Source organism: Adlercreutzia sp. DFI.6.23, assembly GCF_024462535.1.
Lineage (GTDB): Bacteria > Actinomycetota > Coriobacteriia > Coriobacteriales > Eggerthellaceae > Adlercreutzia > Adlercreutzia rubneri.
The window spans coordinates 147,315-167,588 of sequence record NZ_JANGBP010000006.1; the positions used below are offsets into that span (position 1 = coordinate 147,315).

15 protein-coding genes and 1 pseudogene are annotated in these 20,274 nt (G+C 63.8%); 14 read left to right on the top strand and 2 right to left on the bottom strand.

Annotation, left to right across the window (positions count from 1 at the left end):
- Positions 1-15 precede the first annotated feature (15 nt).
- The 4 genes from NE591_RS07760 (at position 16) to ispF (ending at position 5,801) form a co-directional block, all read left to right on the top strand.
- Complete coding sequence (locus tag NE591_RS07760) at positions 16-1,077, top strand: ion transporter (RefSeq protein WP_198161041.1); 1,062 nt, start codon at positions 16-18, stop codon at positions 1,075-1,077.
- Between the two features lie 140 nt (positions 1,078-1,217).
- Positions 1,218-3,800: an ATP-dependent Clp protease ATP-binding subunit gene (locus tag NE591_RS07765; RefSeq protein ID WP_157012673.1), complete on the top strand. Its 2,583-nt coding sequence runs from the start codon at positions 1,218-1,220 to the stop codon at positions 3,798-3,800.
- A gap of 405 nt (positions 3,801-4,205) precedes the next feature.
- Positions 4,206-5,048, top strand: coding sequence for a 2-C-methyl-D-erythritol 4-phosphate cytidylyltransferase (gene ispD / locus NE591_RS07770; protein WP_022738886.1), 843 nt, complete (start codon positions 4,206-4,208; stop codon positions 5,046-5,048).
- Positions 5,049-5,309: 261 nt separating this feature from the next.
- Positions 5,310-5,801 carry a 2-C-methyl-D-erythritol 2,4-cyclodiphosphate synthase gene (ispF, locus tag NE591_RS07775; protein ID WP_157012672.1) on the top strand — a complete coding sequence of 164 codons (492 nt, stop codon included), beginning with the start codon at positions 5,310-5,312 and terminating at the stop codon, positions 5,799-5,801.
- A 232-nt stretch (positions 5,802-6,033) separates the two neighbouring features.
- Here ispF and NE591_RS16260 read toward each other — a convergent pair whose 3' ends face one another.
- Complete coding sequence (locus NE591_RS16260; protein WP_256156550.1) at positions 6,034-7,692, bottom strand: helix-turn-helix transcriptional regulator; 1,659 nt, start codon at positions 7,690-7,692, stop codon at positions 6,034-6,036.
- A gap of 277 nt (positions 7,693-7,969) precedes the next feature.
- Between NE591_RS16260 and NE591_RS07785 the strand changes: the two genes are divergently transcribed.
- From NE591_RS07785 to NE591_RS07830, 10 genes and pseudogenes are all read left to right on the top strand, one after another.
- Positions 7,970-10,267 carry an FAD-dependent oxidoreductase gene (locus NE591_RS07785; protein ID WP_256156551.1) on the top strand — a complete coding sequence of 766 codons (2,298 nt, stop codon included), beginning with the start codon at positions 7,970-7,972 and terminating at the stop codon, positions 10,265-10,267.
- 267 nt (positions 10,268-10,534) lie between these two features.
- Positions 10,535-11,194 (top strand): RNA polymerase sigma factor, encoded by a 660-nt coding sequence (locus NE591_RS07790; protein ID WP_157012669.1) that lies wholly within the window; start codon positions 10,535-10,537, stop codon positions 11,192-11,194.
- Between the two features lie 28 nt (positions 11,195-11,222).
- Complete coding sequence (locus tag NE591_RS07795; protein ID WP_114538809.1) at positions 11,223-11,804, top strand: hypothetical protein; 582 nt, start codon at positions 11,223-11,225, stop codon at positions 11,802-11,804.
- 444 nt (positions 11,805-12,248) lie between these two features.
- Positions 12,249-13,034, top strand: a complete 786-nt coding sequence (locus NE591_RS07800) for a GTP pyrophosphokinase family protein (RefSeq protein WP_197745982.1) — start codon at positions 12,249-12,251, stop codon at positions 13,032-13,034.
- Positions 13,035-13,190: 156 nt separating this feature from the next.
- Positions 13,191-13,412 carry a helix-turn-helix transcriptional regulator gene (locus NE591_RS07805; RefSeq protein WP_157012668.1) on the top strand — a complete coding sequence of 74 codons (222 nt, stop codon included), beginning with the start codon at positions 13,191-13,193 and terminating at the stop codon, positions 13,410-13,412.
- A gap of 98 nt (positions 13,413-13,510) precedes the next feature.
- Positions 13,511-14,429 (top strand): annotated as a pseudogene (locus NE591_RS16265) (HipA domain-containing protein).
- Between the two features lie 93 nt (positions 14,430-14,522).
- Positions 14,523-16,082, top strand: coding sequence for a cysteine--tRNA ligase (cysS, locus tag NE591_RS07815; protein WP_256156552.1), 1,560 nt, complete (start codon positions 14,523-14,525; stop codon positions 16,080-16,082).
- Between the two features lie 19 nt (positions 16,083-16,101).
- Positions 16,102-17,586, top strand: coding sequence for a peptidase U32 family protein (locus NE591_RS07820; protein ID WP_227069945.1), 1,485 nt, complete (start codon positions 16,102-16,104; stop codon positions 17,584-17,586).
- Positions 17,587-17,595: 9 nt separating this feature from the next.
- Positions 17,596-18,744 carry a helix-turn-helix domain-containing protein gene (locus NE591_RS07825; protein ID WP_157012663.1) on the top strand — a complete coding sequence of 383 codons (1,149 nt, stop codon included), beginning with the start codon at positions 17,596-17,598 and terminating at the stop codon, positions 18,742-18,744.
- A 225-nt stretch (positions 18,745-18,969) separates the two neighbouring features.
- Complete coding sequence (locus tag NE591_RS07830; RefSeq protein WP_114538815.1) at positions 18,970-19,251, top strand: hypothetical protein; 282 nt, start codon at positions 18,970-18,972, stop codon at positions 19,249-19,251.
- A 379-nt stretch (positions 19,252-19,630) separates the two neighbouring features.
- Here NE591_RS07830 and NE591_RS07835 read toward each other — a convergent pair whose 3' ends face one another.
- Positions 19,631-20,059, bottom strand: a complete 429-nt coding sequence (locus NE591_RS07835) for a peptidylprolyl isomerase (protein ID WP_114538816.1) — start codon at positions 20,057-20,059, stop codon at positions 19,631-19,633.
- Positions 20,060-20,274: the final 215 nt, after the last annotated feature.

Consider the following 20,274-nt stretch of genomic DNA (forward strand, 5'->3'; position numbering starts at 1 on the left):
GAGAGGAGGTGCCCCATGAGCGCCACAGATGACGAACGGCAACGCGACGAAGACGACGAGCGCGCTGCCCGCGAGCGGTGGGAGCGCCGCGAGGAGCGCCGGCGGCGCAAGGAGCGCACGCGCCGCGAGAGCCTGCGTCGGCGCTTGGGCGACTCCTCCACGTTCAAACGGGAAACCTTCTACGCTCTGGAGAACCTGAATCGGGCGAACTGGCCGGCGAAGATCGTCGGAGGTGCGCTGTTCGCGCTCATCCTCCTGAATGCCGTGGTGGTGTTCGTCTCCGCTCAGCCGGGGCTCGATCCGGTGGCGGCCAATATCATCCAGGGCTTCTACCGATTCTCCACGGTGTGCTTTTTCGTGGAATATATCGCTCGTATCTGGATTGCCGATTTGGCCTACGGTAACTGCACGCCGGCTCGTGCTCGGCTGCGCTATATCTTCTCGCCGTGGGGCATCATTGACCTCTTGTCCTTCGGGCCGAATATGGCGGCATGGTTTTTGCCCGTCACGCCCGCGCTGCAGAACGTCATCAGCGTGGTGCGGTTGGTGCGCCTGATAAAGATCTCCCGCTATATGCGCGGGCTGCGCACCATCGGTCGCGTCATTTCGAAGCACTACCATGAAATCGTGGCGTCGTTTCTGGTCATCGCCATGCTCGTGGTGGTGGCCAGTGTCGTGATGTACGAGATTGAGCACCCGGCTCAGCCCGACAAGTTCAACAACCTTTTGTCCGGCATCTACTGGGCCGTGACCACTGTCACAAGCACCGGCTACGGCGACTTGGTGCCCATCACGCCGGCGGGGCGCATTGTGGGCTCGGTCATCATGTTTCTCTCGGTGGCGCTCGTGGCCATTCCCGGCGGCATCTTCTCGGCCGGCTTCGTGGCCGAGTTCCAAAATGCCAACCTGCGCAAGATCGAGCGCGACGTCCGCCGCGAGGACGCCCGTCAAGACAACCGCGACGAGGAGGAGCGCGCCGCCGACGAGGAGGTCGAACGCGCAGTTGCCGAAGAGCCTGAAAAGGAAGCTCCCTCGCGGAATTCTTCTGCGGATCCCTCACAACGTGCCCACAAATAGGGGGTTTCCAAGACCCAGGTTTAGCAATTCAAGATAGGGAGTGCTAAACTGCACGGGAACTATTTACCGTGCCCGACGTGTCAGTTTTACCAGAGAGAAAGCATTCGCAGAAGGGCACCAACCCAAGGAACGAGGCAACCATGTCATTCGAGAAATTCACGGACAAGGCGCGCAAAGTGCTTGTCCTGGCTCAGGATGAGGCGCGCTCGCTTCACCAGCCCTACGTGGGCACCGAGCATATCCTGCTCGGCCTCATCCAGGAGAAGGACGGTCTTGCCGCCCAGGCGCTCGACCGCTTGAACGTCAGCTACGACGGCGTCGTTCAGGCCATCCGCCAGGTGGTCACCATCGACGAGGACACCGATGTCTCGGGGCACCTCTCCTTCACGCCGCGCGTCAAGCGCGTGCTGGAGAACTCGCTGCGCGAGGCCATGCGGATGGGGCAGTCCTACATCTCCACGGAGCACTTGCTGCTCGGCATCGTGCGCGAGGGCGAGGGCACGGCGCTCGAGGTGCTGGGCCGGCTGAACGTCTCCGGCGACGACGTGCGCGGGGCGCTGAACGACCTGGTGGGCCAGTCGCCGGTCTACGCCGGGCGCACGGGCTTCGACGGGCCCAGCTCATCGGACTCCATGCTCACCGAATTCGGCACCGACCTCACCAAGAAGGCCCGCGAGGGCAAGCTAGATCCGGTGATCGGCCGTGCCTCGGAGATCGAGCGCGTCATGCAGATCCTCTCGCGCCGCCAGAAGAACAACCCGCTCATTCTGGGCGAGCCCGGCGTGGGCAAAACGGCCATCGCCGAAGGCCTGGCCCAGCTCATCGTGGCCAACCAGGTGCCCGACATCCTGCGCAACAAGCGCCTCATCACGCTGGACGTTTCCGCGCTCGTGGCCGGCTCGAAGTACCGCGGCGAGTTCGAGGAGCGCCTGAAGAAGGTCATCAAGGAGGTCATGGACGCCGGCGATGTGCTGCTGTTCATCGACGAGATCCACACCATCATCGGCGCCGGCTCCGCCGAGGGCTCCATCGACGCGGCGGCCATTCTGAAGCCCCCGCTGTCGCGCGGCGAGATCCAGATCATCGGCGCCACCACCCTGGAGGAGTTCCGCAAGCACCTGGAGAAGGACTCTGCGCTGGAGCGCCGCTTCCAACCGCTTACCATCAACGAGCCCAACGAGGAACAGGCCGTGCGCATCATGGAGGGCCTGCGCGACAAGTACGAGGCGCACCACGGCGTGCACTTCACCGACGAGGCGCTGACCGCCGCCGTGCAGCTGGCGAACCGCTATATCCAGGATCGCTACCTGCCCGACAAGGCCATCGACGTCATGGACGAGGCCGGCGCCCGCATGCGCATCCGCAACATGACGCTGCCCAAAGAGCTGCGCGACTTGGACGAGAAGCTGCGGAAGTGCCGCGCCGAGAAGGACCGCGCCATCGGCGACCAGAACTTCGAGCGCGCCGCCGAGCTGCGCGACGAGGAAGAGGCTCTGAAGAAGGAGCGCGAAGAGGCCGAGAAGCAATGGGAAGAGGACACCTCTAAGACGGTGCAGAACGTCACGGTTGAGGACATCGCCGACGTGGTATCCATGTCCACCGGCGTGCCCGTGAGCAACCTCACCGAGGCCGAGACCGAGAAGCTCTTGCGTATGGAAGGCGTCCTGCACGAGCGCATCATCGGCCAGGACGAGGCCGTCACGGCGCTTTCCAAAGCCATCCGCCGCTCCCGTTCCGGCCTGAAGGATCCGAAGCGCCCGGCCGGCTCGTTCATCTTCCTGGGGCCGTCGGGTGTGGGCAAGACCGAGCTTTCCAAGGCGCTGGCAGAGTTCTTGTTCAACTCCGAGGACGCGCTGCTGTCCTTCGACATGTCCGAGTACATGGAGAAGCACACGGTGTCGCGCCTGGTGGGTTCGCCTCCGGGCTACGTGGGCTTCGACGAGGGCGGCCAGCTCACCAAGGCCGTGCGGCAGCGCCCGTACTCGGTGGTGCTCTTCGACGAGATTGAGAAGGCGCATCCGGATGTGTTCAACATCCTGCTGCAAATTCTGGAGGAGGGGCGCCTCACGGACGCCCAGGGCCGCACCGTGGACTTCCGCAACACCGTCATCATCATGACCTCGAACGTGGGCGCCCGCGACATCACCACCACGACCACGCTGGGCTTCTCGAACTCGGGGCAGAACGGGCTTTCCGACAAGGAGATCAAGAGCCGCGTCATGCACGAGCTGAAGAACGCCTTCCGTCCGGAATTCTTGAACCGCATCGACGAGATCATCGTGTTCAAGAGCCTGACCGAGGACGAGATCGTGCAGATCGTCGACCTCATGGTGGCCGAGTTGCGCGAGCGCATGATTGCCCAGAACATGACTATCAACCTGGACGACGCCGCCAAACGCCTCGTGGCCAAAGAGGGCACTGATACCGCCTTCGGCGCGCGTCCTTTGCGTCGCGCCATCCAGCGCATGCTGGAGGATCCGCTGTCCGAGCAGATCCTTGAGGGCCGCTGGACAAGCGGTTCGGTGGTGGACGTCACCGTGTCCGAGGACGGTGAGGAGCTGGTGTTCTCCGAGGGAACCGGTTCCATCCCGGCGCCTCGCAAGCGCGACTCCATCGCCCGTGACGCCGAGCTGCTGCTGACGAACTACGACCTGGGCCACGCTGGCGTGGGAAGCGGCCGTGGCGCCGGCACCCCCGCTGGTTCTCTGGCGGGAGGGGAGTAGGGGCGGCCTTTCGGCGCTAGCGGGGCTGTCCTTCGGTTCCGCCCCGGCTGCGTTTCGGTGCCAACTGAGGCCGCGCCTCGGCTCCGACGCAGCTGCGCCCAGTCGTAATTCGAGCGTATTCTAACCGCGTCTACAAGGAGGCTCCCCGGAGCCTCCTTCTTCATGTCTGAACCGCGATTGGGGACGATTTCGATTTTCCCTTCCCGAATGCCAGTTCGACCCCGGAATGGTAAGGGCGCAAGACCTCTGGAGCTCGAAATCTTACCAAAGCGGGCTTCAACTGGCATTTTTCGTCCTCGCGCCTTACCAAAGCGGGCCTGAAGTGGCATTTGCGGAAGAAAACCGAAAATGCGCGCGATGGCTTATACTATGTCCCAACATTCCACGAGCCCTCAGGGGGTACTTATGCCGAACATCATCGATCCCGTCACCGAGCCCTCGGTTCTTCGCGAGCCGTCCTTTTGCATGGATGAGCTCGATTTCGATGCCCTGAGCTCGCCGCTTCTGCAGCTGCAGGGCAAAGTGGACAAAAAGCCCCAGACGGCGGCCATCATTCTGGCCGGTGGCACAGGGGAGCGCTTCGGCAAAGAAGGTGGCAAGCAGCTGGTGGAGATTGCCGGCAAGCCCATCCTTACGTGGTCGGCCGAGGCCTTCGACGCGGTAGGAGATGTGGGGCTCATCGTCATCGTGTGCCCCGAGGAGCGCATGCACGAGTACTTGTCCCGCGCCATCGACCCGTTCCCCTTCGTCACGCCCGTGGTGCTCGCGCCCTCGGGGGCCATTCGCCAGGAGTCGGCGTTTTCGGGGCTCGAGATGGTGGGCGACGAGTACGAATACGTGGTGCTGCACGATGGCGCCCGACCGCTCGTGTCGCCGGATCTCATCGAGCACACCATCAACATGGTCAAGGGCAACTTCGATGCCGACGGCGCCATTGTGGCACATCCGGCGGTGGATACGCTGAAGGTCGTGGAAGACGGCGTGGTGGTGGGCACCCCCGACCGTTCGGTCTTCTGGAATGCCCAGACGCCCCAGGTCTTCCGCGCGGGCATCTACCGCCGCGCCCATGCGAGCGCGCTGTCCGACGGCTTCGTGGGAACCGACGACTCGTCGCTCATCGAGCGGCTTGGCGGCAAAGTGCTGATCGTGGAAGGGAAGCGCGACAACATTAAGCTTACGGTGCCCGAGGACTATGTGCTTCTCGCCAGTGCCGTTCGGACTATGCTTTTGAACTCCGAGCATCGATGACGGTTAACGAAGAGGCCACTTTCTGCAGCAAATCGCGAGTTATAAGCGTCTGGAGCTTGCTTCGTTCGAGACATTCAAAAGCTGCGAATTTCTGACCTGGGGTTTTGCTGGGCGGAAAACCTGGAATGCGGTGAAGCGCATCGCTCAGACGCTTATAACTCGCGATTTGCTGCAGAAACGAGCCTTTTCGATGACCGAGAAGGAAATGAGAAGGGTTTTCAGAGGCGATATGCGTGATGGAAGAAGGCGGAAGGAGCCGGTATGAACGACCTGCGCAATCTTCGGACGGGGCTGGGAATGGATGTGCATGCTTTTGCTCCGGGCCGCAAGCTCATCTTGGGCGGGGTGGACATTCCGCACCATCAGGGGCTCGACGGGCACTCCGATGCCGACGTGCTGGCCCACGCTATCTCCGACGCGCTTTTGGGCGCCGTGCGCGGGGGCGACATCGGGAAGCTGTTTCCCGACACCGACCCGGCCTACAAGGATGCCGACTCGCTTAAGCTGCTCGCCGAGGTGGCTCGCTTCGTGCGCGAGCGCGGTTTCGAGATCATCGACGTGGACAGCGTCATTGCCGCCCAGGCTCCGAAGCTCTCTCCCTACCGCGAGGCCATGCGCGAGAACCTGGCCGCCGCCATGGGCCTTCCCGTGGAGAACGTGGGCGTGAAGGCCACCACCACCGAGCACTTGGGTCCCGAAGGCCGCGAAGAGGGCATCACCGCCTACGCCACCTGTCTCGTGTACCGCATTTAACGACAACCAGAACCCCATCTGGACCTTCGGTTATACCCCGGCGAAGGCGGGCTTCTACGTGCTGCGCGTGCGCTCGGTGAACGATGCCGGCGAGCACAGCCCCGAAAGCGCCTTCGTCGAGCTGCAGGTGGACGATTAGGGAGACCCACCTGCTCGGCCGACTCGCTGCCGAGCTGGATGACGCGGCGTGCGCCGTTGTAGGGGGAGTGCTGGCCTCAATGAGGCTGCTTCCTCAGTCTCCCGGGTGCGACTGCAGGAGGTCGATCAGGGCCTGGCGGGAGGAGACCTCGCACTTCTCGTAGATGTGGCGGATGTGGGTCTTCACGGTGCTCTTGGAAAGCACGAGCTCCTGCTCGATGTAGGGAACGTCGCGGCCCTTCGAGATGAGCCCTAGGATCTCCCGCTCGCGGGGCGAGAGGCGGTGGGTGCTGGCGAAGGCGTCCAGGTGCGCTTCGGCCAGCTCCTCGCGTTGAAGGGAAACCGCCGCCGCGCTTTCGGCTCCTTCGTCGGTATTTTCGGCATTGCTCCCTGCGGCTTCCGAGTGGCATGCCCCCCGGCGCACGACCTCGTAGACATGGGGCATGGGCCCCAGCAGCAGTGCCACCAGAACCAGGACGCCAACGCCGCCGAAGATGGTGCGGTTGGTGAAGTCGAACAGGTCGAGGGCCGGGTTCAGGTACAGCGTCATGACAAGCACGTCGGCCACGGCCATGGCCAGGGCGCACAGGCACGCGAGCCGGGCGAGGGGGATGAGCCACGCCTGCGGCGGGCAGCCCTGGTAGTAGCGCAGAAGCGCCATGATGATGAAGACGAGAATGATGACGCGCCCGGCTTCGGCGATGCCGATGGGTGCTCCGCCGGGAAGGTGGTAGGGGAAGGTGACGAACCCCACGGCCACGGCGAAAAATCCCACGGAGCACACGAGCGGGAGGCGCAGGCGCCCGCGCTCTTCAAGCAGAAGGGCGGCGACCGAAAACAGGGCGATGAGCAGCGCAGCGATAAAGGCCGGCTCGGTGAGGTTGCCGAGGACCGCCGCGGCTGGGTCGCCGGTCAGCGGCGCGAAAAGCGGGCTTGCCTCCGAGAAGAGCGACACGGGGAACAGGCTGAGCAGCAAATCGGCCACGAAGACCGAGATGACGATGGAGGCCGAGAGCACGCGGGGCAAGGGCGCGGGCCGCTCGGCTTCGGCGCCGGTGCTGGCGGCATCGGCGTTAAGCGCGCTTTTGACTTCGGCGCTGCGCAGCACGTCAGCGGCTAGGGGGGTCTTGTCTTCGCCGGTTCCAGGATGAGCCTTGCTGCTGCTCGCTTTGGTTTCCGGGAGCTGCGCCGCCAGTCCCAGACCCATGGCGACGGGCGCCACCAAGCAGGCGCAAAGCAGCAGAATGCCGCGCGGCATGAGGCTGAGCGCGACAAAGGCGATGCTGGCGCCGAGCAGCGCGCGCACGAGCCGAAGGAACGCGCCGCGCGGCGGTTCGCCGGAAAAGGCGAGCCACCAGAGGTATCCGGCAGCGGCCAAGGACGCGCCGAGCAGCACGTCGCCCGCGATCATGGGTACCGCTGCATCTTCGAAGAGCATCCCCGCCCGCAGCAAGATGGAGGCGCTCGTCGTGCAGGCTAGCAGAAACGGCAGCACGACGGCGCCGGAAGTGCGGTCGGTTCCCGCAAGGCTCGATGCCCCGAAGGTCCGCCCGCCGCTCTGCGCCACGGCCAGGCACCCCGCGAAGCCCAGAAGCAGCCCTGCGTCGCACGACAGTGTCAGCGGTATCTGACAAGCGGTGCCCACCTCCAGCGCGGGGTACAGCGCGCCCGACAGCAGCGTGCACAGCGCCAGCCAGAAATAGCAGCCAAGGCCGATTTCCACCACCAGCGGTTTCGCGGAATCGAATGTCACGGGCCCCTCCTTTCTCTCTAGATTATAGACGCTCACCCCGCCTCGTTCCTATCGTACTAACGGGTCGATGCTGGAAATATTTTCGCAATTACCTCCATCGGGTCGATGCGTTGAACTGGGCTTCCGTCCTACCGTGTCCTCATCCCCGCCGCGAACGCCCTCCAGGGCCACTTGCCAAGGCGGCGACAAGCCGCAGCGAGCGCACTGATCCCGGCGGCGTTGGGTGGGGCGGCAAAACGGAACGGAAACGTGCCGAAGGAGAGAAAGGGAGGCTCGCATGAGCACGATGGAAGAGACGAAAACAGCAGCAACGGTAAGCCGCCGCGGGTTTTTGGGCGGCATAGGCGCGGCGGCCCTGGGTGCAAGCGCGCTTGGGCTTGGGCTTCTGGGCGGGTGCGCCCCGCAGCCTCGTGCGGCTGAGGCCGGCGGCGAGGCAGCGGCGTCCGGTGATGCGACGTCCCCGGCGTTGTCGCAGACGGGAAGCACCGCTTCGCCCTACGCGCAGATCAATCCCCAGGACTGGGACTTTACGACCAACAGCATCGAGGACTTCGCCAACACCACTATGTTCTCCGAGCTGAAGATCGGTTCGCTCACGCTGAAGAACCGCCTCATCAAGTCGGCGGCCAGCTCCATGGTGCCCAACGAGGAGCAGAAGGCCGTGGCCTATCACGGCCGCATCGCCGCCGGTGGCATGGGCGCGGTGTTCGTCGAGGGCAGCTATATCATGCTCGAGCGGCTGGACAAGCGCGTGAATGTGGCCGACAACGATATGCGCATGACCATCGAGGAAAGCCCGCTTGCGGCTATCTGCGCCGAAGTGCACAGCTATGACGTGCCGTGCCTCATTCAGATGAAGACGGCCACGCCGGGCATCGTGTATCTGTGGGAGAACATGGGCGAAGAGGGCGAGACCCACAAGGCCAGCCTGCTATCGGCCGCCGACATCCAGACGTACATCGAGGACACCATTGACGGGGCCGCCCGCCTTCAGGCCATCGGCTTCGACGGCATCGATCTGAATGCCGCCGGCGACAACCTGCCCGCACGGTTCTTCTCGCGCTTCGGCAACGACCGCGCCGCCGATGACCCCTACGGCCCGGCCACCATCGAGAACCGCACGCGCATTGCCTGCGAGATTATCCGCGGCATCAAGGAGCGCTGCGGTGCGGACTTCGTGGTGCAGGTGCTCGTGAACGGCGCCGAGGAGAACGACGGCGCTCTCGGCGACAACGCGCTGGTGAACACTCCCGAGGAAACCGTGGCTATCTGTCAAGCCCTCGAGGCCGCTGGCGCCGATGCCCTGGAGCTGCGCCTGGGTACCTTCGCCTTCCACGAGGCCCAGTTTGTCAACGACGGCGTTTTCGCCGGCTACGGCTACGACGGCGCCACCAGCTTCGGCACCTTCTACGACTTCGACAGCCACTTCAGCGGGCTGCTCGACGGCTCGCACTCCGGCTGCGGCCTCATCATGGGCGCCTGCCGCTACGTGAAGCAGCACGTGAGTATCCCCGTGGGCGGCGTGGTGTTCATGGATCCGGCGCTTGCTCCCGACTACTTCGAGAACGCCCTGAGCGAGGGGTGGCTCGACATGATCTATATGCACCGTCCCGTGGCCAACTGCGATGCGGAATACGCCAACAAGCTGCGCGAGGGCCGCATCGACGAGATCCGCCCCTGCTGCCGCTGCCTGAATTGCCTGGGCGGTCTGTGCCGCGTGAATCCCTGCAACAACTCGGTGTTCACCGATGCCATGCCCGAGGGCTACGAGGTGCGCCCGGCCGACGGCGACAAGAACGTCATGGTCATTGGCGGCGGCCCGGCCGGCATGGAGGCGGCGCGCGTGGCCGCCGAGCGCGGGTACGCCGTCACGCTGTACGAGAAGAACGGCCTGGGCGGCCTTTTGGACTTCGCCGAAATGGTGAAGGGCAAGCACGAGAGCCTGGGCCGTCTGCGCAACTACCTCTCCCGTATGCTGGAAGTGGAAGGTGTGAACGTCGTCACCGGCCAGGAAGTGGACGCGGCCTTCGTGCGTGAGCAGAGCCCCGATGTGGTTATCGTCGCCACCGGCGGCGTACGGCCGGAGCTGGCGGCTGCGGGCACGGCCGCCACGCCGGTCATTGGCGTCACCGACTTTTTGGCCAGCGAGATCGGCGAGCGCGTGGCGGTGCTCGGATTCAACGCTCAGGCCACCGACACGGCCCACTACCTCATCGCCCAGGGCAAGAAGGTGACGGTGGTCGCGCCGGAGCCCGCCGAGGCCTTCGGCACCGGTCAGGCCATGATGCTGAACGCCTTCGTGAAGCCCGCCTTCTTCGCCGCCGGCGGCCGCCTCATGCCCGAGTGCACGCTGAAGAGCGTGGGCGACGGCGAGATCGTCGTCACGAACAGCTTCGGCATGGACGTCACCCTTGCCTGCGACTGCGTGGTGGACGCCTCCACCATGAGCCCCAACACGGCTCTGGCCGACGAGCTGTCCGGCGAGTTCGACGTGCACGTGATTGGCGACGCCGCCGAGCCGCTGAGCATCCAGAACGCCATCACCGCGGGCAACCTCACCGCCCGCAACTGCTAAGGCGCCCAAGGCGTACCACTGCGCGCAAGGCGCATCGCCCCTCACCCTCCCAAGAAGAAGGCCGGCCCCGAGTCGGCCTTTTCCTTGCTTGTTCTATACCACCCTCGTTTCTGGCGAGTTTTGTCAGGGAAAATTTCTCCCAAACGTCGCACATTGTGCCGCGCCCAAGCGTATTGTCTGTGAAAGGCCTTTTGTGGAAGGTGGCGACGGGGCGGCAAGCTAGCGGCCGCGCTGTCGCCGCTTTCTCGACGGACGAGAAGGAAACCCGTGGACAACCGCCAGTACCGACAGATCGTCGACGACTACGCCGACATGGTGTACCGCATCGCGCTCAATCAGACGCGACGGGTGCCCGATGCCGAGGACGTGGTGCAGGCGGTGTTTCTAAAACCGTACGAGAAGCCGCCGACGTGGCTCGAATGTGATGGCGATCCTGATCCCGGGCGCGATGCCGGCCACGGTCGCGGCCGTGACGGCGAGCGCACTGCAGGGGACGGAACTGGTTGCGATACCAAGCGAACAGGCGCCCTCGACGAGCGCCTGCGCGCGTGGCTCATCTGCGTCACGGTGAACGAGTGCAAGAGTCTCTGGCGCAGTCTGTGGCGCCAGCGGGTGGAGCTGCGCGAGATTCGCGACGGCGACGCCCCTCCCTTCGAGGAGCCCGCTTTCGCCGAGCCCGCCCACGAGGCGCTGTATGCCGCTTTGGGCGATCTGCCCGAGAAGTGCCGCATCGTGGTGCACCTGTTCTACTTCGAGGACATGGGCACGCGCCAGATCGCCGAGGTGCTGGGCATCAAGGAACCCACGGTGCGCACCCGGCTCGTCCGCGCAAGGAAGCTACTGAAACAGTCACTGAAGGAGGCGTGGGAAGATGAGCAACCAAAGCCAATACAAAGCCATGATGGGCGAGGTCCATGCCTCTGCTGACCTGATAGGAAAGGTTAAGGGCATTCCCATGGAGAAGACGAAAAAGCGCGGCATGGCGCTGAAGTTCGCGACTGCTACCTGTGCGGCCCTGCTCGGGGTGTTTGTGGTCACCAACGGCGTTTGCTACGCGGCCACGGGCGAGACCTGGGTGGAGAAGGTCACGGTGTGGATCAACGGCGAGCCAGTGGAGATGGACGTGCAGATGAGCCAGAACGGCGACACCACCGTCGGTGAGGTCTCCTACGAGGTGGGCGACGGCGAGGGTGGCGCGGTGCAGATGACCATGATCTCGGAAGGCGGCGACTTCGACGGCACCACCTACGAGATTCACGACTACACGGTGGAAGGCGCCGAGGACGGCTCGCCGAACGCCGACGATATGGTGCTGGAATCCTCCGACGGCCACGTGGTTTTAGCCCCCGAGGGCGTGGAGCCCATCGACTTGACTGACGAGCTGGCCGCTAACGGCGCCGCCACGGGCACCTACGAAAAGGACGGCGCCACCTACGTGTACCAGGTAAGCGGCGAACCCGGCAATTGGCACGCCTCCGTGCATTTGGAAGACGCCGAGGCCGAAGCCGCTCCGTCCGCCGCTGCGGAGGTGCGGTAGAGTTTTCGCAGCCACGAATGCGTGATAGGGTCGAAGCGACGGCGCGATAGATCGATGCAGAATTTTGTTATGCGCTAACCATATTCGTGCGATCTCCCGCAGAAGCTCACTCTCTGCGGGAGACCTTCTTGCCGAAATGGCTGAAATGGCTTGGAAAACACGAAACATCGGTCGAAGAGCTTGTTTTCAGCATTCTTTGTAATACTGAGGATGATGTTTTCCCAGGTCGTGTATTACAAAAGAGCTTAATCTGAAAATTCCGACCGATGTTTCGTCGTTTTCAAGCCATTTGAAGGATATGAAGTCTCATTTTGTAGATTTCGACCGATGTTTCGTGATTTCCAAGCCATATCGGGGCCACAAAGTATCATCTTGCGAAAGAGAGCGAAGTCTCATGCTCGGAAGGAGCAAGGGACCAACGATGACGCGGGAAAGGGAGCGGCTATGGCGAGATTGACGGAGCGAGCTTTCGAAAACGCGGTGGTGCGGCTGCGTGACGGCCAGGGCGCGCTGGGCCAAAGTGCGCTAGATGCGTTGCACGAGCAGCGGGAGGAGCTGGCGAACCAGATGCTCGCGCGGTTGGCGGGCAGCGACGAGTTCTCTGCCATGTTGGAGCGCAACTTCGCGCCCTACCGGCGGCTTATGACCTACTACGAGTGCGCCATGATGGAGGTGGAGACGAAGTTCCGCGTGCTGGATGCCGAGTTCGGCCTGCAACACGATCGCAACCCCATCGAGTCCATCAAATCGCGCCTGAAGAGCACCGACAGCTTAGCGAAGAAGCTTGTCCGCAAGGGCTTTCCCGTGTCGGTGGACTCCATCGAGAAGAACATCTACGATGTTGCCGGCGTGCGCGTCGTCTGCACCTTCCCCGAAGATATGTTCTCCCTGGCCGAGTCGCTGCTCTCCCAGGATGACGTGCGACTTATCGAGCGGCGCGACTATGTGGCCTCCCCGAAACCGAGCGGGTACCGCAGTTTGCATCTCATCGTCGAGGTGCCCATTTTCCTGGAACGCGAAAAGCGCTGCGTGAAGGTGGAGGTGCAGCTGCGCACCATCTCCATGAACTTCTGGGCCTCGCTGGAGCACCAGCTGCGCTATAAGAAGGACCTCGCCGAGGAGGATGCCGCCGCCGTGGCCGCGGAGCTGGCCGATCTGGCCGACACCGCCGCTGAGCTGGATCGCCGCATGCAGGCCCTGCGCAACTACCTGGACGACGGGGAAGAATAGGGCTCGTCGGCGATAGGGCATAGCTGGCTGACTAAAATTAGTAGTTCCATATCATTCCCGATCGGTAATGGAACCACTTGAATTCCTTTTTCATTCCCGATCGGGAATGATATAGTTCACGAACACCAGATATTCCCGATAGGTGATGAGACCATTATGCGCATTAACTCGACGGAGGTCCTCGGACAAGCTATTCGCGCGCGTCGCAAAGAGCTCGGCTATTCGCAGCAACAGATGGCCGATTATTGCGGGTGCGGCACGCGTTTCATTTCCGATTTGGAGAATGGCAAGGAGACCATTCAGTTCGGCAAGGCTCTCGGTGTGGCTTCTATGCTCGGACTTGACCTGAGTATCGACGTGAGAGGAGGGGCGCGATGAGCGAGTCGCTCAAGGTGCTTCAAGGGGGCGTCTTAGTTGGCGCTCTCGACAAGGGCAACAGCGAGCCGTTCTATGGTTTTACCTATGATGAGGCCTAACTGAAGTCGTCATCTGCTGTGCCGCTGTCCCTATCGCTGCCGCTTTCAGCTCGTCGCTACACGGGCTATGAGGCGATGCCGTTCTTTGAGGGCCTTCTCCCCGAAGACGATGTTCGCGAGGCGGTGGCGCGTCAGTTCCATGTGTCGGCCATGCGACCTATGGAACTCATTCGCGTGCTCGGCAAGGATTGTGCCGGCGATGTCGTCATACTGGAAGAGGGTGATAGCTGTGATTTGCCAGGGGAGGCGGCCTATGTTCCGCTCCCAAACACCCTTGAGGAAATCGTTCGCTACCCGTACGGCGCCATCGCCCAACTTCGCGCGGAGTATCGCCTATCCCTTGCTGGAGGCCAAGAGAAGATCGCGCTTTTTTATGACGATCGTGCTCCTTTGGACAAGGGCTGGTTTGCGCCATTGGCGGGAGCACCGTCGAGCCATATCATCAAGCCTCAGATAGCCGATCGTTTTCCGCTTCTGGCCTCCAACGAATTTATTTGCATGGAAGCAGCGCGGGCTATGGGGTTCGAAGTTCCCGAGACGTATTGTCTTAGGCGAGCACCCTCTTTTCGTTGTTCGTCGCTACGATCGCGAGATGATGGAGGGATCCGGCGACGGCGCGCTCCAGGTGTTGCGGCGGGTGCACCAGGAAGACTTCTGCCAAGCTATCGGCCTCACTTCGGGGGAGAAGTACGAGACGCAAAAACCCCATCATGCTCAGGATATGCGCCAGCCGAAGCGAGTGGCTGCGAAGATTCTTGAGGAATTGGCCAGTTCGTTGGAAGCGGCATTCGAGGCGGCCGCTATCGAGTCGGCGAGGGTTGGCCTGGCCGATGACGCCCACGATCTGACGCAACGCATCGTAAGAAGCACAGCCAAGCGCAAGGGCGTCATGCGGAAGGCCGCCGACTTGTTGGGCTGATGTTCATATCCTAATCGCCCTGCGTCGCAAAGGCGAGGTGCTCTCTTGCGCTACAATGGCCGGAACCTTATTTTTCGCCGAAGGAGCTCACCCATGATTAAGTTGTACGATACGCGCCGCCGCCAGAAGGTGGACTTTGAACCTGTGGAGCCGGGGAAGGTCTCCATGTACGTGTGCGGGCCCACGGTGTACAACCGCATCCACATCGGCAACGCGCGCACGTTCATCTCCTTCGATATGATCCGCCGCTACCTCACCTGGCGCGGCTTCGACGTCACCTTCGTGCAGAACGTGACCGACGTGGACGACAAGATCATCAAGCGCGCCGGAGAGGAGGCGCGCACGGCCGCCGAGGTGGCCGAGGAGTACACGCGTCTGTTCATCGAGGACATGCGCGCGGCTGGCGTGCAGGATCCGGATATCCGCCCGAAAGCCACCGAGGAGATCGGCACCATGATCGCGCTTATCGAGCGCTTGATCGAGCGCGGCCATGCCTACGTGTCGGAGGGCGACGTGTACTTCGACGTGCGCTCCTATCCGGGCTACGGCCAGCTCTCGGGTCGCGATGTGGACGAGGCGGAAAGCGGCCATCGCGAGCTGCGCGCCGATGGCCAGGGCTTGGAAGAGCGCAAGCGCGATGAGCTGGACTTCGCCCTGTGGAAGGCGGCCAAGCCCGGCGAGCCCGCGTGGGAATCGCCCTGGGGCCAGGGCCGTCCCGGTTGGCACATCGAGTGCTCGGCCATGTCCGAGAAGTACCTGGGACTGCCCTTCGACATCCACGGCGGCGGGGCCGATCTGGTGTTCCCGCACCACGAGAACGAGCGCGCCCAATCCGAGTGCGCCTGTGACAGCACGTTTGCCAACTACTGGATGCACTCCGGCATGCTGCAGATCGCCAATGCCGAAACCGGCGAGACCGAGAAGATGTCGAAGTCGCTGAACAACTTCCTGCTGCTGCGCGAGGTGCTCGAGCAGGTGCGGCCCGAGGCCCTGCGCATGCTCATGCTGCAGAGCCACTACCGCAGCCCCCTCGTGTTCGGCGAGCAGCGCATGAACGAGGCCGACGCGGCCCTCACGCGCATCGAGAACGCCGTGAAGGCCCTCGATTGGCTGTTGGAGACGGGCACGCCCCGCGGCGAGGCGGCCCTGGCCCCGGAAACCGCCGAGGGCGAGCTCGCGGCCGTGCTGGATGCGGCGGCGCTGACCGATCGCGTGGCCGTGCTGAGGGCCAACTTCGCCGAGGCTATGGACGACGACTTCAACGCTCCGGCGGCTCTGGGCGAGATCTTCTCCTTCGTGAGCGATGTGAACGGGCTTGTGGCCGATGTGACCGTGCTGGCGGCCGAAGAGGCCGCGGCCGGCCGCGCTGCCCGGGATGCCATCGTCGAGCTCATGGACGTGCTCGGCATCGATGTGACCGCCGCCGAGGCAGGCGCGGCCTATCCCGCGGAAGTGGTGGGCCTGGCCGCCGACTTGGCCGGCTACGAGGGCGACGACTCCGAGATCGCCGTGGCCCGTCTGCTCGAGGCCCGCGCCACCGCCCGCGCCGAGAAGATGTGGGCCGTGGCCGACGGCGTCCGCAACGGCCTGGCCGACCTCGGCTTCGTGATCGAGGACACCCCCCAGGGTGCCCGCGTGACGTTCGAGGGGTAGCTCGTTGGGCAAAATCGGCATGGAGCTTCTGGCGCCGGCGGGTGGCATGGAACAGCTGCGGGCCGCGGTGGCCTTTGGGGCCGATGCGGTGTATTTGGCAGCTGAGCGGTTCGGTATGCGAGCGCGGGCGGCGAACTTCCGCATGGACGAGATTCCCGCCGCGGTGGCCTTCGCCCACGACCATGGCGTGAAGGTGCACGTCACCTGCAACATCCTCATGCATCCCGACGACATCGACGGGCTGCCGCCGTTCTTCCGTGCGCTGGACGCGGCTGGCGTGGACGCCTTCATCATCGGCGATGTGGGCGCTTTCGCCGTGGCCGGGGAGGTGGCGCCGCGGGTGGAGCGCCATGTGAGCACCCAGGCCTCGGTGGCCAATGCGACCGCCGCCCGGGTGTGGCATTCCCTCGGCGCGAGCCGCGTGGTGTGCGCCCGCGAGATGTCGCTGGCCGACATCGCCCGCCTGCGCCAGGACGCGCCGCCCGATCTGGAAATCGAGGCCTTCGCCCACGGCGCCATGTGCATGGCCGTCTCGGGCCGCTGCCTCATCAGCAGCTACCTCACCGGCCGCTCCGGCAACAAGGGCCACTGCACCCAGCCGTGCCGCTGGAGCTACCAGCTCGGCGCCGCCTCGCCTGCGGCGACGCGGCCGGATGAACCCGCAGGGGGCGACCTCGGTCGCCCCTCGCCCGCAAGTGTGGTTGAGTTGCCGCAAAGCGAAAACGCCATCGGTATCCAGGGCGGACTAAAGTCCGCCCCTACGGAGTTCGCGGCGGGGCGACCCGTGGAGTTCCTTCTGGAAGAGGAAAAGCGGCCCGGCGAATTCTTTCCCATTGAGGAGGACGACCGCGGCACCTTCATTATGAACGCGAAAGATCTTAACATGCTTGCGCACCTGCAGGCGCTGGCTGATGCGGGAGTCGATTCCATCAAGATCGAGGGCCGCAACAAGAAGGCGTTCTACGTGGCTACGGTCGTGGGCGCCTATCGCCGCGTGCTTGACGGCGAACCGCCCGATGAGGTGGCTGACGAGCTTCTGGCCGTCTCCCACCGCCCCTACGGCACGGGCTTCTACTTCTCCGAGGCGGAGCAGGCCCCCGCCTACGACGGCTACGAACAAGAGACCATGCACATCGCGGACGTCGTCGCCGGCGACCCGCACCACCTCTACCTCCTGTGCCGCAACCGCTTCGCGGAAGGCGACGAGCTGGAAGTCCTCGCGCCCCACGAGCCCAGTCGCCGGCTCATCGTGCGCGACCTGCACTGGCTCAACACCTTCGGCCCTGACAACCACGACGAGGACGCCCCTGCCACGGTGGAAGAGGCCCTCACCCGCGCCACCACCGCTGACTGGGAAGCCGCCGCCGTGGCCAACCGCTCCTGCAACCTCTACCGCATCCTCGTGGAAGGTGGCGCGTGCGGTGGTGCCCCTGCCGCTCACGTGCCCGAGGGTTCCTTCCTCCGCAAACGCACCTTCCGCCGCTCCGCCCGCCATGGCAGTTAGGAGAATCTCATGATCACCGTTGGCGACGTTATGAACATGAGGGCCTTCGACAGCATTTGGTTGGCGGCGCCTTGCGAGGGGGCGGCCGAGCGCGAGGTCACGGGCGTGGGAACCCTCGATCACGAGCCCTTCACGGGCGGCTATGAGGTGTTCACCTCGGGCGAATTCGTGTTCACCACCTTGGGTTTCGCCGGGATGCACCCCGATCTGGCCGAAGAGGCGCTGCTCGCGCTCATCGAGTACGGCGTGGCGGCGGTGGCCGTGAAGCCCGTGGTGCTGAAGGAGCTGCCGCCATCGGTGGCGGAGGCCTCGACCGCCCGGGGTGTGCCCGTGTTCTTCTATGAGGGGCGCTATATGGAGCGAGTCATCGCCGACCTCATGAACCTGCTCGACGACGATGCCGCCGAGTGGGAGCGCAACCACCTGATCGACCTCATTCTGGCGCCTTCCGACGAGCAGGCCGTGCGCTCTACGTTCTTCACCATCGCGGGGGTTACGGGCGCCACTATCCAGTGTGTGGCCATACGCCCCATCACCGACGATGGGGCGTCGCTGCGCGCTCTGCAGAAAGTGGTGGAAGGGGTGCTCGCCGGTTATGGCGAGCGCTGGGACGATGTCGAGCGCACGTTTGTGTGCCGCTACCGTGGGATGCTTCTGGGGTTCGTCTCCTTCAAGAGGCCCCCGCTGAAGGCTATCGCCATCTCCGACGCCGACCTGGCGAAGTGCATCGCCATGGCCGGGCCTTTGGTGTGCGGTATCAGCCAGGAGGTGAGCCTGGGGGAGGGGGATCTAGCCGTGCGCCAGGCCATGGCCGCCCTGCGCACGGCCGAGCGGGAGGACGCCGGCATCGTGCGCTGGACCACCCTGCGCTTCGACGCCTTCCGCGCCGCGGCCCGAAGCGACCGCCTGTACGCGCGTGCCGCCGACCTTCTGCGCTCGCTTCTGTTCGACTACGATGCCGAGCACGGTAGCGACCTGGGGCCGACCGCCGAGGCCTTCGCCGCTTCCTGCGGCGAGGTGAGCCGCACGGCTGAGGCCCTGTTCCAGCACCCGAACACTGTGCGCTACCGCCTGAAGAAGATCAAGGAAGTTCTTTCCGTGCAAGACGCGACCGATCGCGAACTGGCTGCCCTGCTCACCTTGGCCTATCTGACGTAGCCCCGGGCGCGCTCTAGGCGCCGTTGGGGTAACCTCCGATTTCCGGGGGCAGCGTTTTATTCGGCGCTCTTGCTGCAATGGGGCGTGCGTGCGTTTCTGCGAAAAGGGCACGATGCGCATATCGTTGTGCAACTGCACAAAGCGAGGCATCGAGCTTCATCCGATCGACCAAACGATGACCTTCATCGTGGGCCTAAACTAGGCGCCGTCGAAAGGAGAACCACCATGAAACTGTTCAACGACCAGGCTACAGCCGCCGTTGCTTCCCTCGATTCCGCCGACGCCGCCTACTGCGCCAAGCTGGAGCAGCGCTTCGCCCATATGGGCATCAACTCAAAGGCGGCTTCCAGCGCCGTGCAGTCGCTCGTCGAGGCCGATGCCGTGCCCCAAGTTGGCGTCTGGGCCGCGCTGCCCTCCGCGTTCAAGGGCCTTTTCCAGAAGAAAACCGAGGTGAAGCCTGCCGCCTCCGAGGCGTTCGAGGCTTCTCTGTCCGAAGCGCTCGCCTAGGTTCGTCGCGGCAGGCGTCTCCGCTTCGCCGCATGGTGCCACTTTTTCGTTGGCCCCGTGCTGCCGCGCTTGCATCTGCCGCATGCCCCTTGGCGTGCCGAGTCACCGACTCTCAAGCCTTGCCGGCTGCCAATTTCCCACCCAGGGCAGCCTCGGTTTTCCCCAAACGCAAAGCGACCCCGCCAAAGTCGGCGGGGTCGCTTCAAATAAGCTCAAGTAAGCTCAAGTAAGTAAGAGTAGGTCGGGAGTTGGCGGAGGGGGTGCCGCGCGCAGTTCATTGAAGTGCATTAGGAAATGTCGGAACCCTCGACGAGCCCTGCACTTCAATGCTGTTTGAGCACGGTGCCCCCTCCGCCAACTCCCGACCGGACAACCGGGGTTAGTCCTCAACCTCGACAAGTTCGATGTCGAAGTTCAAGTCCTTGCCCGCCAACTCGTGATTCATGTCGAAGGTGACAATGCCGTCTTCGATGGACTGCACGAACACGGGGAAGGGCTGGCCGCCCGGGCCCATCATGTAGACGGTCTGCCCGACGGGCAGCTGGTCGGCGTTGGGAATCTGATCCACGGGCACCTTCTGCACCATGGCGTCATCGCGCTCGCCATAGGCCTCGGCGGCCGGGATGTGCACGGTCTTCTTCTCGCCGATGGCCATGTCCTCCACGGCGGCGTCGAAGCCGGGGATCATCTGGCCGGCCATGCAGACAAACTCGATGGGCTCGCCGCGATCCACGGACGAATCGAACTTGGTGCCGTCGTCCAGCGTGCCGGTGTAGTGCACCTTGACCTTCTTGCCTTTGTTGCTCATGGGAGCTCCTTTCCAAAAGATGTGCGCCTAAGTCTAGCGGAAGGGGGCGTGCGGGGCAGGGAAGGGGCGCAACCTGCTCCAAGTTGTCATAAACGGAGCTTTTTGCCTTTGGGATGGCCCCAGTGGGGGTATGATGAAAACAGTAATGAAAACGCTCATCTTTGTGCGCATGCTCAAGAAAGAGCCGAATATATAAACGGGCAGAGAGGAAGGAA